Origin of the sequence: Rhodococcus sp. 05-2255-1e (assembly GCF_002259025.1) — a bacterium.
In the GTDB taxonomy this organism is placed as follows: domain Bacteria; phylum Actinomycetota; class Actinomycetes; order Mycobacteriales; family Mycobacteriaceae; genus Rhodococcoides; species Rhodococcoides fascians.
In genome coordinates, this window is sequence record NZ_NOZE01000051.1 from 36,568 (window position 1) to 50,359 (window position 13,792).

Here is a 13,792-nt window from a genome sequence, read left to right on the forward strand (position 1 = left end):
CAGTGTTTCAGTGTTCGGGCCCGGTCGCTATCAGGGGAGACCCTGAACTCGACCCCTATGATGGGCGTCATGCGCATCGGAGCACATGTCCGCGACAGCAGCGACCCTCTGGGCACGGCCGAGACGCTCGGCGTCGACCTGGTCCAGATGTTTCTGACGGATCCGCAGAAGTGGAACAAGCTCACCCCGCACCCCCAAGGTGAGGCTCTGTTGACCGGAGACGTCGATGTGGTGGTGCACTCGTCCTATGTTCTGAACGTGGCGAGCCTGAACAATCGCATCCGAATCCCGTCCCGCAAGGCGGTCGTCGAACAGGCCGCAGCAGCTGCCGAGATCGGTGCCATCGGTTTGGTGGTGCACGGCGGTCACGTCCGGGAGGGCGAGGACACCGCCAAGGGAATCGACAACTGGCGCAAGCTGTTCGAGCGTCAGGCCGAGCAGGGTGGTTTCGGCGTACCGATCTTCGTCGAGAACACTGCCGGCGGTGACTCGGCGATGGCGAGGCGCTTCGACGACATCGCGCGGTTGTGGGACGCTATCGGGGAGTTCGGTGCCGGTTTCTGTCTCGACACCTGTCATGCGTGGGCCGGCGGCGAAGACCTGATCGACGTGGTCGATCGCATCAAGGCGATCACCGGACGAATCGACCTGGTGCATCTGAACAATTCACGCGACGAGTTCGACTCTGCCCGCGACCGGCACGCGAACCTGGGCACCGGAACCATCGACGCGGACATTCTGACGGCCGTCGCGCTCGCCGCCGATGCGCCGGTGATCCTCGAAACTCCGGCCGAGGGAATCGACGACGACGTGAGGCTGCTGAAAAGCCTGTAGCGAATCCGGCGGTTACGAAAGCACTGCCGTCAGCTCGGTGGTCGCTGCGGCCCACAGCCGGACCAGTTCGTCCATTCCCTCGATGCCGGTAGACCAGGTGATTCTGGCCGACACGAGCCCTGATTCCGTCTCGCCGATCGCGATGTCGATGGCGTAGTCGCTGGGCTCGCCATGGCTGGCGTCGGCTTCGGATACATCGTGGCGGAACAGAATCTGCGCTCCCGGGCGGCAGGCCAGCGCCGGGTAGTTGCGGGTCAGCGGGTAGTCGCGGCCACCGTGAGGTGCCGAGTCCAGCCGTCCGCAGACGTCGTCGACGAGGTATGAGGCGCGGGCGGGTTCGGTGAGGGCGTCGACCGGAACGGCGGGGAGCCGGACGGGATGGACGAATCCGGTGTCGTCGACGTCGATATCGACCAGTACGCCCGACGACGAGCCGCGGCGGTTGTCTCGTTGCCACGTGGACACCGCAGATCCGAGCGCGGCGAGCAGCCGAGCGTCGAGCCGGTGGGTGTTCGCGGGAACGGGCAGCGTGACCGTGGTGCGCTCACGGAGCGGAGACGGCGTGACCTGCAGCGGACGTTCGGCCGGGGTCAGGACAGCGACCCAGTAGGGAACCTGTTCGGCGACCTCGGTGCAGAAGGTACGTCCGAGCTGAGCTGGGCTGATCGTCTCGCGATGGGCGAGTTTCAGCGGTGCGAACACGGTCACGCCGAGGAACCCCACTTCCGGTGAAGATTGTCCTAGCCTTACCTAATTCCCTCAGGCTAGCTCGAGTCCGGCCGGTGTGCCAGGACGCCCCCGTCGGATCCCGATTCCACCGCCCGGCGCAGTGCGGGAACGCCTGGTGAGCTCGGTAACGTTCCCGTCTCCAGGTCCTCGAGCAGGTCCTCGGACCAGCCGAGCAGACCCGTCACGTCGATCCGGTGCGGGGGCTCGACCTCGTAACCGATCAGGCGGTCGTGTCCTTGGCGGAGCAACGAAGCGGCACCTACGCGGTTTCCCCGCATCAGGTGCGTCAATCCGACGGCCAGTTGCGCGAGGCCCTGCCACAGCTCGCGTTCGTCCGGGACGCAGCTCTTCCACGTGCCCTCGAGTACCTCGTGGGCGTGAAACGGCATACGTGCGTCCAGGAATCGCTGCGCTTCGGTGAGCGCGGGGTCCGGTGGAAGACGGAGATCGTCGGGAACCCGGGGTGTTCCGGTACCGCCGCGGGCCAGCGGGCGGCCGAGGCCGTCGCGCGGCCGGGCGTTGAGGGGCTTGCCCTGCGGGTCGCGCTCGCGTTCGGCCATGGCGGTCACCCTAGTGGGATGACCGCCATGGCCCACACGATGACGCGAGTGAGGTCACCGACGTGCGGACAGGACGGTCACCGACCCGAGTGCGATCAGCGCTGCCGCCGAGGTGGCGACCATCGTCGTCGAGACGGCGATCGCGTCGTTGCCCAGTGCACCGACGATCGGTGCGACGATCGCCCCGAGCCCGAACTGTGCGGCACCGAGTAGTGCAGCTGCGCCGCCTGCCGCTTCACCGTGGCGGGACAGCGCCAGCGCGGGCGCGTTGGGCATGACGAACCCGACGGCCCCGAGTACGAACCACAGCGGGACGACGAACCCTGCCATGCCGCCGACCTCGGTGACCGCCAGGACGACCATGACCGCGCCGGCGACGACGCCGAAGGACAGCGCCGACAGGACGATCCGCACCGGTGCGAAGCGTCCCAACAGCAGGACGTTGAGCTGGGATGCGCCGATCAGAGAGATCGCACCGGCCGCGAAGACGATGGCGAATTGCTGCTCGTCGAGGCCGAACTCCTCCTGGAGGACGAACGACGAACCGGCCACGTACGCGAAGAGCGCCGACATGGCCAGGGCGGCGACCATGACGAGGACGACGAACTGCGTGTCACGCAGCAGCGATCGGTAGGTCCGCAGAACCGGCATGACGCCACTGGCCCGACGACGCTCGGGCGGCAGGGACTCGCGCAGCGACACGATTGCCAGCGTCATCAACGCCACGCCCATGATCGCCAACGCGGCGAACACCAGCCGCCACGATCCGACCAGAAGTACCGCACCGCCGAGCGACGGTGCCAGAACCGGAGCGACGCCCATGACGAGCATCAGGCGAGACAGAACGGTCGCGGCGGCGCGTCCGCTGAACAGATCTCGGACGATGGCCATGGCGACCACGGCAGCAGCTGCGGCACCGAGACCCTGAATCACACGCAGGCCGCCGAGTACGGCGATGTTGGGAGCAACGATGCAGGCGAGCGACGCCAGAATGTGCACTCCGGTGCCCACGATGAGGGGCAGTCGTCGGCCGACGATGTCGGACAGCGGCCCGATGACCAGCTGGCCGAGCGCGAGGCCGACCAACGTACCCGCGAGCGTGAGCTGCACTGCAGACGACGGGGTGTTCAGATCCTCGGCGATGGCAGGAAGTGCAGGCAGGTACATGTCGATGGTCAGTGGACCGAGGGCGATGAGCGCGCCGAGTACGAGGATCACCCGGAGGCGCTCGCGTGACGTCGGCTCGGTTGTAGGAGCCGACGTGCTGCTCTCGCGCGTATCGGTCACCTGCGCGCTGGTTACGGATGTGTTCGATGCTGGGGCCACCCGAAGGTCAGCAGCGCAGGAGCTGATTCTGTTCCCGTTGCTGACTACAACTTTCGTGTTCTATGCCACCGCGTCGGACAGTCCGGTGAGTGTGTCCACCTCGTGGCTGGTCAGACGCAGTGTCGGCGCGTCGAGCAGAGCCAGTACCTGAGCGAGCGAGCTCGCGCTCGCGATCGGTGCGGTGATGCCCGGTCGAGCGAGCAACCAGGCGAGAGCCACACTCGACAACTCGGCCGAGCGGGAGTCGGCGATCTCCTGGAGACCCTGCACCACAGCCAGGCCTGCATCGGAGAAATAGCCCGTCGTCAGTCGCTCGCGCTGGGTACCGGCCAGATCCTCCCGGGTGCGGTACTTACCCGTCAGGAAACCGGCGGCGAGAGAGAAGTACGGAAACACCCCGAGGCCGTTGTCGACGGCGAGGGCTTGCAGTTCACCCTCGTAGTCGCGACGGGCAACGAGGTTGTAGTGCGGTTGCAGTGCGATCGGTGCCGCAAAACCGTTGTCTTTCGCCAGGCCCAGCCACTCGCGGACCCGCGCGGGGGAGTAGTTCGAGATGGCCACGTGCCGAACTTTGCCTGCCCGGACCAAGTCGTCGAACGCGGCCAGGGACTCGACCAACGGCGTCTTGTCGTCGTCGTAGTGCGCGTAGTAGACGTCGATGTGATCGGTCTGCAGCCTGGCCAGGGAGGCGTCGGCCGCGGCCCGAATGTTGTCGGGTGCCAGACCGCGGAACTCGGGATGCTGGCTCACCTTGGTCGCGAGAACGACGTCGTCGCGGTTGCCGCGGGCCGTCATCCACTTGCCGATGATCGTCTCGGATTCGCCGCCCGAGTTGCCGTCGGCGAAGGCAGAGTACGAATCGGCCGTGTCGACGAAATTGCCACCTCCTGCGGTGAACGCGTCCAGGATGTCGAAGGACGTGTCCTCGTCGCTGGTCCAGCCGAAGGTGTTCCCGCCGAGGGCAAGCGGAAAGATGTCCAGATCGGACGTGCCGATAGCAACCACGAACTACTCCTTAGGTCGGCGAACAACTCGACTGTACGAGTAGGCCGGGATCAGTGCCAGGTGTGGTCCACCAGCGCGGTCCGTGGCCCGAATTTCGGCTTGGTCGCCTTGCCGCTGAGATACAGGAGCCGAATCGCGCGATGACGATGCGGTGCCAAGGGCTGCAGATACTCGACCATCTCCGCGTCGTCGATCGGTCTACCCAACAGTGACCACCCCACCACCGCGGCCAGGTGGTAATCGCCCACCGACAACGCGTCGGGATCCCCCAGGGCGCGCTGAGCGGTCTCGGCCGCGGTCCAGATGCCGACGCCCGGGATCGCGCGCAGCCTGCGTTGCGCATCCTCGGGCGTCATGTTCGACGCCTCCTCCAGCCGTCCGGCTGCGCGCGCGGCACGGACGATGGTCTTCGACCGAGCCGGGTCGACGTTGGCGCGGTGGTAGTCCCACGACGGGATGCGTCGCCACACGTCGGCCGTGGGAAACACGAACATCGTCCTCGGGGTCGGGCCCGGTGCGGGGTCGCCGAACTTGCTCACCAGGTATCGCCACGAGCCGAACGCCGAAATGCCGTGTACGCGTTGCTCGATGATCGCCGGTATCAGTGCCTCGAGCACCAGCCCGGTCCGGCCGAGGCGTAGGTGCGGAAGTTGTCTGTGTGCCTCGCGCAGGATCGGGTGTTCGGGAGCGAAGCTCGAGGCGTCGTCGTCCCGGCCGAGCAGAGCCGGGGCAGCGTCGAGCAGTTCGTCGGCACCGGGTCCCCAGGCTCGCACCATGACGCTGCTCGGTGAGGCCTGCACCAATCGGTACGTGACCGGGCCGGAAATCATGCGCGACGTCCGCCACACGGCACCGTCCGGCGTGGACTCGTAGGTGGGGTCGCCGCGGCCCCGACGCAGCGGTGACAGGGACATTCGAATATCGACGCGCTGATCGAAGTCGACGAGGCGGGTGACGCCGTGATCGATAGGGCCGGAGGAGGCGTTCTCGGTCATCGCTCGGGTCACCTCCGTCGCAGTCGTGGTCGGCCGGTCCAGTGTGTCCCTGCCAGGGCCATATTCAACACCCTTGCGCAGACACGGGTGAAAATATATTGGACGAATGCCCACATCACCGGATCGCGACGCAGTGCTGCGTGAGGGCCGCTCGTGTTTGTCCGCTTCGCCGGAGAACCGGCGGATCCTGGTGATCTCGGGTGCGCGAGGCATCGGCAAGTCCACGGTTGCCAACACCATCGCGGGCGAGGCGACAGCGCTGGGTTTCCGGGTGGTGGATCTGCCGTGCCTCGCGTACTCCCCTGCGGCCGCGCTCGATCAGGGGCTGCTCGATGAGGGGCTGCTGGGTGATCTGCTGCTGGGTGATCTGGTGGTGGACGACGCGACGCCGACGCTGCTGGTAATCGACGACCTGCATCTGTTGCCCGCGGGCTCGCGTGACCGACTCGCTCGTGCGGTGAAGGCGGCGGTACGTAGCCCGCATGTCCGGTGTATCGCCACGACCGTCGACACCGTCCCGCCGCCGTTGTGGCGGGAGTTCGCCTTCCATCGTGTGCGACCCCTGCCCGACGACACGGTGCGCGATCTGTTGAACGGAACGGAAACGTCAGTGGCGCAACGGCAATCGATCATCGAGCTGTCGCAGGGAAACCCTCTCGTCGCGACCGAACTCGCTCGCGCTGCGCCGATCTGGGGCCGGGATCCATCCGTCGGCGGCGCGATCCTCGACCGCGCCCACCTCACCGATACGCTCGCCGACATCGGCGCGTTCGAGGTCGCCGGGCTCGACGAGGAGTCCAGGCGTCAGATTCTCGGCGATGCGTTGCGACACATCGTCTCTCGCGAGCACGGTGGCGACTCCGCGGCCGTCCACCCACATGGCGACACTGTCGCACAACTGTGGATTCTTGCCTCCTCGACCGCCGAGGAGCGCACCGCCGTTCACCTCGAATCGGCTGTCGACACACAGCTGACGCCCGACGAGCGTCTGGTGCATCGAGCACTCGCAGCCCGAGCGCCCGACGCGCGCCTCGTCGCTGCGCTCGACGAGCGGGCGCACGACCTGGCGTCGCAGCATCGCTACCGCCGGGCGGTGGCGTTGCTCTGCCGTGCAGTAGCGCTCGAATCCGATCGTGGACGCGCCCAGGCCCTCGAGGTGCGGGCGGCGTCCATGGCGGCATTCGCCGGCTTCGTCGATCTCGCGGTAGCGATCTTGGACCGTATGCGGTCGGGACATCCCGATGCGGCCCTGTCCGAGACCGTTCCGGCCCGGGCCTTTGCCTCCGTGGCCCGGGGAGGCGACCCCCGTGCTGCGTTCGGCGTCGTCGTGCAGGCTCTCGATCGATTGCCGGATGCGGTCCGCCCTGACGTCGTCGACCAGTTGATCGGTTCGGTTCTGGCGTACAGCGCACTGAGCGGTGACAGTGAACTCGTTGCCCAGGCCCTGCAATGGGCGGTCAAATACGAACAGCATCTCGATCCGGTCAACGTGCTCGTCGCGCGGTCTCTCGGCGTCTCGGGTTCGAGAGTGCACGTGCGGGCACTCGACAGCCCGGCGCTGCTGAACGCGGTTCGAGCCTCGCTGCGCACCGGAGACCCGTGGAAACCGGTACTGCTGCAGCTGGCGTTGCCCACCTTGCTGTGGGATCCGAACGACAGTTGTCGGCTGTCGGACGTGCTGGACCCTGTCGCAGGTGGGTTTCCGGCCGCCGAGTCTCTGACCCGGCTGCGGCACCTCGCCGCACTCGCCGCTCGCGGACAGTTCTCTGCGTTCGCCGAGGCCGTCTCCTCGGGACTGCCGGATGGCCTTTTCGACGAGCAGGAGTGCCTGCTGAGATCCTCGGTGGCAGCTGTCGCTGGTGGCGAGAAGAGCTGTACCGCAGCCGAATCGGTGGCACTGGGCCGCTTCGACGTCGCCTACGAGCGGATGCGCCGCCGCGATCTCTCGGCGGAGCACTGTTCGATCACTCCGTACGGACCACTCGAAATACTGGATTACGTCGAATCCTGTGTACGGCTGCGGCGGTCGGACGAGGCGCGCACGTATCTCGACCGACTGCGCCGAACCCGGCCCGATTTCTGGGGAGCCCGCCACAGTGCGCTGCTGACTGCAGCCGAAGCGATGCTGGCAGAGGCCGGAGCCGAGGCGCTCTTCGAGGCGAGTCTGCATGAACTACGCACCGCTGGATGGTGTTTCGATGCGCCGCGGGTTGCGCTGGTCTACGGCGAGTGGCTGCGCCGCCACCACCGGGTGGTCGAAAGCCGCGGCCGGTTGAGGTACGCCGCAGATCTGTTCGCAGAACTGGGCGCACGCACGTGGCTGCGCCGAGCCGAGGACGAACGACGGGCTGCAGGAGCCGGCCCGCACCCGCGTGAGGGTGATGCGGGCTCGGGGTTGACCGGGCAGGAACTGCGCATCGCGTCGCTTGCTGCTGCCGGTCTGACCAACAAGGAGATCGGCGAACAGCTGTATCTCTCGGCTCGTACTGTCGGCGGTCATCTGTACCGAGTGTTTCCCAAATTGCAGATCACCACGCGGTCCGCGCTGCGGGACGCACTCCTTCGTTACGAGGGCGGCGGACGGTGAGTGAGCACGTACTCGCCGGCTCTGGTTCGATCTCCTTGTCGACGGCACAGGACGGACGGCCCTTGCAGAACAGGAGATCAGCGTGACCCGATCGGACGAAAAGTCGTCGCCCCGCATGTCGGTGTCGAGTGCGACGGCATTCGTCGGAGTTGCGTTCGCGTTCGTGGTGGCGATGATGGGCACCACCATGCCGACGCCGCTCTATGCGCTCTACGAGGTCGAGTTCCACTTCTCCGTCTTCGTCGTTACCCTCGTGTTCGCGGCGTATGCCGTCGGTGTGCTCGCAGCTCTGTTGGCGTTCGGCCGCTGGTCCGACTCGTTGGGACGACGCCCGATGCTGTTGGCGGCCATAGCATTCGGATTGATCAGCGCCGTGGTGTTCGTCACCGCCGGCTCGCTGACGGCCCTGGTGATCGGCCGCGTGTTGTCGGGAATTTCGGCCGGCATCTTCGTCGGTACCGCGACGGTGACGTTGATCGAGTTGGTACCCGACCGATGGCGTGACCGTGCATCCGCGATCGCTACCGCAGCGAACATCGGGGGCCTCGGCCTCGGACCGTTGGTGGCCGGAGTGCTCGCGGAGTATCTACCGCAACCGTTGCGTCTGACGTTCGTCGTCGACATGGTTCTGCTCGCGGCGGCAGCAGTGGCGGTGTTCCTCGCACCGGAGACGGTGCGGGTAGACGGCGGAGCACGCCCGCACATGCAGCGGCTGTCCGTTCCACCGGAGGTGCGCGGCACCTTCGTGCGCGCCGCGATCGGAGGTTTCGCCGGCTTCGCCGTACTTGGCCTGTTCACTGCCGTCTCGCCGGGATTCATCGGCGGTGTGTTGGGAGTCGACAATCACGCCGTCACCGGGGTGGTGGTGTTCACGGTCTTCGCTGCGTCGGCGACAGCCCAGATTGCTTTGCGCGCAGCCGATCCAGCGTCGGCGCAGCGGTGGGGATGCGCGCTGCTGCTGCTCGGTCTGGTGTTCCTGGCCGCGTCGCTGCTGCTGACCTCGTTGGCCGTTCTGGTGGTAGCGGCGCTGCTCTGCGGCGTCGGTCAGGGCATGACATTCGCCAACGGCATGTCCACGATCGGTGCCGAGCTACCTCCGCACCGTCGGGCAGAGGTCACCTCGACCTTCTTCGTCGTGTTGTACATCGCCATCTCGGTACCGGTGATCGGGGCCGGAGCCGTGGCGACCGGATGGGGCCTGGTGACGGCGGGAGTGGTGTTCGCCGTCGTGATTGCGCTGCTCGCGGCGGTGGCGTTCGTGCTGTTGACCATCGATCTGCGCAAGTCTCGGGCTGTCGTGTCCTGAAACGGTCGACAGTGGGCCGGATTCGTACTCGATTCGGGACGGCGGGTAGGAGATGATGGTTGTCGACAGGAGGTCCTGACGATGGCCGAACGCTCGTTGCTTGCGGACTTTCTTCGGGTGCGCCGGGAATCGCTGCAACCCGAGCAGGTGGGTCTGGTGCGCGACGGCAACCGCCGAGTGCGCGGCCTGCGACGAGAAGAGATCGCCCGGCTCGCCGATATCAGCGCCGACTACTACCTGAGGCTCGAGCAGGGGCGCAATCATCAACCCTCCGAGCAGGTTCTGGCTGCGCTGAGTCGGGCTCTGCGTTTGGACGCGGACGAGCGGGCGTACTTCCACCGGGTGGCGCGCGCGCAGTCCGGCCCGGCCGTGGTCGAGGCGCTTCCGCCGCGAGTGACCGAGGCGTCGGCCCGGGTGTTGGAGCAGTGGGTCCACACGCCGGCGTACATCACCGACCGCCATCACGATCTGCTTGCGCTCAACGCTCCGGCCGCGCTGATGACGCCGGGCCTGAAAGTGGGTACCAACCTGATGCTCGATGTGTTCGCGCACGAGCACAGTGCCGCCTCGCCGGAGGACTGGGCCGTCACGGCGCAGCGAATGGTGTCGGCACTGCGATTCCACGCGGCACCGGGTCACCCGCGACTGACGGAGTTGGTGGGCCGATTGTCGGTGGAGAGCCGCGCTTTTCGCAGGATGTGGGCCAAGCACGACGTACGGCCGTTGTCGTCGAGCATCTCCGTCGTCCCGGTGGAGCCGTTCGGTCTGGTCGAATTCCGTTCGCAGACTTTGGAGATCGTCGGCGAGGGTGGGCAGTTCATCACCACCTACTTCGCCGATCCCGGTAGTCGGTCGGCATCGGCGATCCGGCATCTGGTTGCCGGAGTCCCCAGCCGCGACACTCAGTTCGTTGTTCCTCGGTCCGATTCGGACGATCGGACCGCGTCGGCCAGTTGACGTAGAGCTGCCCTCGACTGTGCTGTTCGGGGCCGCAGCACCATCAGTACGTGGTCCTCGGCGGCAGGCATCAACAGGTAGTCGAGCATCAACGGACCGACGACGGCATGTTCGATCGTCACGGTTCCGGTTTTTCTCGCGCTGGTCTCACCGGCCCACTTCTGCGCGAATGCCGAACTACGGGTGGATAGTTCGCCGACGATGCGGCGAAAGGAGTCGTCTGGCTCGTGCCGATCCAACGACTCACGAAGCATGGCGACCACCTGATCCGCCGACGATTCCCACCCGGCAGGCGGGTCGGCGGCGGGATCGTCTCGATCGCCGCAGAGCGAACCGGCGTCGACGAATGTGAACACGGCCAGATTGACCCCCTCGGCGAAGCTCGGCGACACCGCACGAGCGAGCATCGTGGACGATTCGACGGTCAGATGCCGATCCAGCAGTACCGCAGGCGAATACGCCCAGGACTCGAGCGCCTCCACGTTGTGCATGATTCGACCATAGATCCAGGCGGTTGCCGGTCCGGTAACCCTGCCAGGGCCACCTTCGACCGGCGGTGTTCGATCCTCCCGAGGTGAACGAAAGCGTTGGGGCCGACTATCACTGGGCTGGATCGGTCGTGCGGAACTTCCTCTGGTAATCCGACGGTGTCACCCCGAACTTGGTGACGAACGCACGCCGAAAAGCAGCGGGCGTGCCGAATCCTGCGTCGGCAGCGGCCCGGGCCACGGAATAGCCGGACTCGAGTGCGGCTACCGCGATATCGAGACGCATCGCGGTCACGTAATCGAGAGGCGTCGTGCCCAGTTCCTCGCGCACGATGCGATTGAGATGTCGCACACTGACATTGGCGTGTGCCGCGAGAGCGCTCAGGTTCGCGGGTCGTGTCGGGTCGGCATGGATGTAGTCGGTGATAGCGCGAGAGACCTGGGTCCGCGGCGGTGGACCCTTCAGCGACACCGAATACTGCGACTGGCCGCCGGAGCGCTGCATGTACACCAGCAGTAGTTGCGCGACCGTTCTGGCTATCGGGGCACCGTGATCACTTTCGACCAACGCCAACGCCAGATCGATTCCGGCAGCGACCCCGGCCGAGGTGTAGATGTCGCCGTCGCGAACGAAGATCGAATCCGGTTGGACACGCGTGTCGGGAAAGCGTTCCGCCAGAGCCGCCGTGAACTTCCAGTGAGTGGTCGCACTCCGGCCGTCGAGCAGACCGGATCCCGCCAGCGCGAACGCCCCACTGCAGATAGACGCCACCCGCCGCGCTCGGGGCGCGAGCAGCGCCACCGCGTCGAGCAACGCCGGGTCCTCGAAGACGGCCGGAGCCGATTCGCTACCGGGAACGATGAGGGTGTCGAAGTCGCCGCTGTCGGCGACGGCGGCGTTCACCGACACCGTCATTCCCATCGAGGTCACCACGTCACCGCCGTCGATCGAGAGGAAGACGATGTCGTAGCCGTCGACTCGCTGGTTCGCTTCGAGGAAGACCTCGGCCGGGCCGACGAAGTCGAGCATCTTGACCTGGTCGAAGAGCAGAATGCCGATGCGCCGACGCTGGCTCGGACCACGCCGAGACGGGTCGTCGTACACCCGAGTGGTCGAACGCGTCACGATGCTCGGATTCCGGCCTTCATGCCCACGGCACCCGCTTCACCGCGGGTCTTGACCTCGAGCTTCCTCAGGATGCTTGCGACGTGGAACTTCACCGTGCTCTCGCCGATGTTGAGGCTCGCGGCAATGTCCTTGTTGCGCTTGCCGTATGCGAGGTAGCCGAGAACTTCTCTCTCGCGACGGTTGAGGGCGGCGAGAAGTTGTTCGTCGGCTCGTGCGGGAGGCGGGTCGAGAGGAATCGCGATGCTCACGCGTGATCCCCACCCGGCGGTGGATTCGAACGAGATCGATCCCCGGAGGGTGTGCACGCGTCCGGAGAGCTGTTGGGTCAGAGTCCCTGTGTCGCAGGCGTGCAGGCCGTCGTTGCGGACTTCGAGCAGCAGGTTGGTTCCGTCGCAATCCCACGCGATACGTACCCGTCGAACATCCGGCTGAGCCACGTAGGCGAGTACGACGGTCCGAACCACGGCTCGCGCCCCGCGTGCGATCTCGCCGGGGACCGGTCTTCCGTCGACTGGGGGAGCGACATATTCGACGTCGATCGAGGACTGGTCCAACACAGTGGCGAGCTCCCCCTGCAGCCTGGCGAAGGCGGTGGTCACTGCTTCCTGCCCCAGCTCACGGTTTGCTTCTTCGATGGAGCGAAGCTCGATCAGTGCCGCCGACGCGGTATCGCTGGCGGTTGCGCGTGCTCGCGCGTCATCGAGGTCCTTCGAGCGCAGCGTGGACAGCACGGACGTGAGGGTATCGACGTGGGCGTCGACCATCTCCGAGATCACCCGAGCACGCTCGCTCGAGGCCGCCAGGGATTCGGCGAGATACGCAGGACTCGCCTGGACCACCTGATGGCGTATGGAGGTGGCTACGATTCCGAACGCAACGCCGACGTCGGAATCCGGATCGAACTGCGGCGCAGCCGATTTGGGCACCAGAACCAGCAGGGTGTCGGTCGTGTCGTCGAGTTGCGTCGCGAGACGTCGCTGTGCACCGGCCAGGCGCCCCAGGCCGTCCAGAGCTGGGCAACCACTCTGCTGCACCGACTGCTTGAGGTCGTCGAGCTCCTTGATCGTCACGCGGCTCGTAATCGACTCGTCGCCACTGACTTTTCTCGGACGGCCGGTGCATTCTCTGGTGAAAATGATCATCGCCGAGTGCGGATACCGCTGCGACGACCACCACGAAAAACGAGCAGCTATCTCGACCAGCGGACCGGTCAGGACCTCCCGAAGCGCGGCGAGCGAGTCGGTCGGTTCGGACCTGGCGGGGGTCGACGGGGCAGGTCTGCTCACGTGCGCATCCTAGTACTCGGAGCGGCGTCGTGTGATGTCCGTTCGGCCAGTGATTGCTAGCCGTTGTGCGTGGTTCTTTTCTCGCGGTAGGACGACAACCTGGACATCGGATTCATCGACGAAGGGAACACCGTTGAGGACGACCACCGAAACCCTCGCGTCGACTCTCGGCTGCCCGGAAACGAAGCGCATGATCGACTTCGCGACCCGGTGGATGCCCTACGGCGGCGGGCCGGCCGAGGACATTCTGGTCGGGTTCGGAATCAGCCCGACCGAATACTTCACCAGACTCGCCGCAGTGCTTCGCGAACCCGACACAGAATCGACTCTCGACCGCGACACGATGTCCGCGTTGCTCGAGGTGTGCCGCCGCAGGCTCTGGCTCGGCGAGTGAATCGTCCTCCGTACATCACCTGACCCCAGGAGTGCTTGTGTCACAAACCGTTCATGCCGTCGTCGCGAAGGCGAAGGGTGAGCCCGTCTCGATCGAGACGATCACCATTCCCGATCCCGGCCCGAACGATGTCGTGGTCACCATCGCCGCGTGCGGGGTGTGTCATACCGATCTGCATTACCGCGAGGGCGGCATC

13 protein-coding genes and 1 pseudogene are annotated in these 13,792 nt (G+C 66.1%); 6 read left to right on the forward strand and 8 right to left on the reverse strand.

Going from position 1 to position 13,792, the window contains the following annotated elements; genetic code table 11:
* Positions 1-69 precede the first annotated feature (69 nt).
* Complete coding sequence (locus CH262_RS27150) at positions 70-834, forward strand: deoxyribonuclease IV (protein ID WP_027495204.1); 765 nt, start codon at positions 70-72, stop codon at positions 832-834.
* A gap of 12 nt (positions 835-846) precedes the next feature.
* Here the strand turns inward: CH262_RS27150 and CH262_RS27155 are convergent, their stop codons facing one another.
* The 5 genes from CH262_RS27155 to CH262_RS27175 all read right to left on the reverse strand — a co-directional run bounded on the left by CH262_RS27155 (position 847) and on the right by CH262_RS27175 (position 5,449).
* Positions 847-1,542, reverse strand: a complete 696-nt coding sequence (locus tag CH262_RS27155; protein WP_143547187.1) for a hypothetical protein — start codon at positions 1,540-1,542, stop codon at positions 847-849.
* Between the two features lie 56 nt (positions 1,543-1,598).
* Positions 1,599-2,123, reverse strand: a complete 525-nt coding sequence (locus tag CH262_RS27160) for a DUF309 domain-containing protein (protein WP_052056652.1) — start codon at positions 2,121-2,123, stop codon at positions 1,599-1,601.
* Between the two features lie 54 nt (positions 2,124-2,177).
* Entirely contained in the window at positions 2,178-3,410 is a 1,233-nt protein-coding gene (locus CH262_RS27165) for a multidrug effflux MFS transporter (protein WP_032385123.1), read from the reverse strand.
* A 99-nt stretch (positions 3,411-3,509) separates the two neighbouring features.
* The gene (locus CH262_RS27170) at positions 3,510-4,454 is read right to left on the reverse strand and encodes an aldo/keto reductase (RefSeq protein ID WP_032385122.1); all 945 of its coding nucleotides are present in this window, start codon (positions 4,452-4,454) and stop codon (positions 3,510-3,512) included.
* Positions 4,455-4,504: 50 nt separating this feature from the next.
* Complete coding sequence (locus CH262_RS27175) at positions 4,505-5,449, reverse strand: DNA-3-methyladenine glycosylase family protein (RefSeq protein ID WP_256989015.1); 945 nt, start codon at positions 5,447-5,449, stop codon at positions 4,505-4,507.
* Positions 5,450-5,555: 106 nt separating this feature from the next.
* On the opposite strand from CH262_RS27175, the gene CH262_RS27180 reads away from it, so the two are divergent.
* The 3 genes from CH262_RS27180 (at position 5,556) to CH262_RS27190 (ending at position 10,299) form a co-directional block, all read left to right on the forward strand.
* Entirely contained in the window at positions 5,556-8,036 is a 2,481-nt protein-coding gene (locus CH262_RS27180) for a LuxR C-terminal-related transcriptional regulator (RefSeq protein ID WP_094718887.1), read from the forward strand.
* A 115-nt stretch (positions 8,037-8,151) separates the two neighbouring features.
* Complete coding sequence (locus tag CH262_RS27185; RefSeq protein ID WP_094718888.1) at positions 8,152-9,342, forward strand: MFS transporter; 1,191 nt, start codon at positions 8,152-8,154, stop codon at positions 9,340-9,342.
* Between the two features lie 81 nt (positions 9,343-9,423).
* Positions 9,424-10,299 (forward strand): helix-turn-helix transcriptional regulator, encoded by an 876-nt coding sequence (locus CH262_RS27190; RefSeq protein WP_094718889.1) that lies wholly within the window; start codon positions 9,424-9,426, stop codon positions 10,297-10,299.
* Here CH262_RS27190 and CH262_RS27195 read toward each other — a convergent pair.
* The 3 genes from CH262_RS27195 to CH262_RS27205 form a co-directional block, all read right to left on the reverse strand.
* The gene (locus CH262_RS27195; RefSeq protein ID WP_045841620.1) at positions 10,245-10,790 is read right to left on the reverse strand and encodes an MmyB family transcriptional regulator; all 546 of its coding nucleotides are present in this window, start codon (positions 10,788-10,790) and stop codon (positions 10,245-10,247) included. The genes CH262_RS27190 and CH262_RS27195 overlap by 55 nt on opposite strands.
* A 109-nt stretch (positions 10,791-10,899) precedes the next feature.
* On the reverse strand, positions 10,900-11,913 hold the full coding sequence (locus CH262_RS27200) for a GlxA family transcriptional regulator (protein ID WP_256989017.1): 1,014 nt from the start codon (positions 11,911-11,913) through the stop codon (positions 10,900-10,902).
* The gene (locus CH262_RS27205; protein WP_256989018.1) at positions 11,910-13,202 is read right to left on the reverse strand and encodes a helix-turn-helix transcriptional regulator; all 1,293 of its coding nucleotides are present in this window, start codon (positions 13,200-13,202) and stop codon (positions 11,910-11,912) included. The genes CH262_RS27200 and CH262_RS27205 overlap by 4 nt, the downstream gene beginning before the upstream one ends.
* A 133-nt stretch (positions 13,203-13,335) precedes the next feature.
* Here CH262_RS27205 and CH262_RS27210 point away from each other — a divergent pair, with 133 nt between their 5' ends.
* Both CH262_RS27210 and CH262_RS27215 read left to right on the forward strand, forming a co-directional pair.
* Entirely contained in the window at positions 13,336-13,596 is a 261-nt protein-coding gene (locus tag CH262_RS27210; RefSeq protein WP_230074136.1) for a DUF3263 domain-containing protein, read from the forward strand.
* 37 nt (positions 13,597-13,633) lie between these two features.
* Positions 13,634-13,792 (forward strand): annotated as a pseudogene (locus CH262_RS27215) (alcohol dehydrogenase catalytic domain-containing protein); the annotation flags it as partial.

Coding starts and splice junctions, on each gene's coding strand:
- CH262_RS27150 (WP_027495204.1), top strand. CDS start 70: ATGCGCATCGGAGCACATGTCCGCGACAGCAGCGACCCTCTGGGCACG.
- CH262_RS27160 (WP_052056652.1), bottom strand. CDS start 2,123: ATGGCCGAACGCGAGCGCGACCCGCAGGGCAAGCCCCTCAACGCCCGG.
- CH262_RS27175 (WP_256989015.1), bottom strand. CDS start 5,449: ATGACCGAGAACGCCTCCTCCGGCCCTATCGATCACGGCGTCACCCGC.
- CH262_RS27180 (WP_094718887.1), top strand. CDS start 5,556: ATGCCCACATCACCGGATCGCGACGCAGTGCTGCGTGAGGGCCGCTCG.
- CH262_RS27185 (WP_094718888.1), top strand. CDS start 8,152: ATGTCGGTGTCGAGTGCGACGGCATTCGTCGGAGTTGCGTTCGCGTTC.
- CH262_RS27190 (WP_094718889.1), top strand. CDS start 9,424: ATGGCCGAACGCTCGTTGCTTGCGGACTTTCTTCGGGTGCGCCGGGAA.
- CH262_RS27195 (WP_045841620.1), bottom strand. CDS start 10,790: ATGCACAACGTGGAGGCGCTCGAGTCCTGGGCGTATTCGCCTGCGGTA.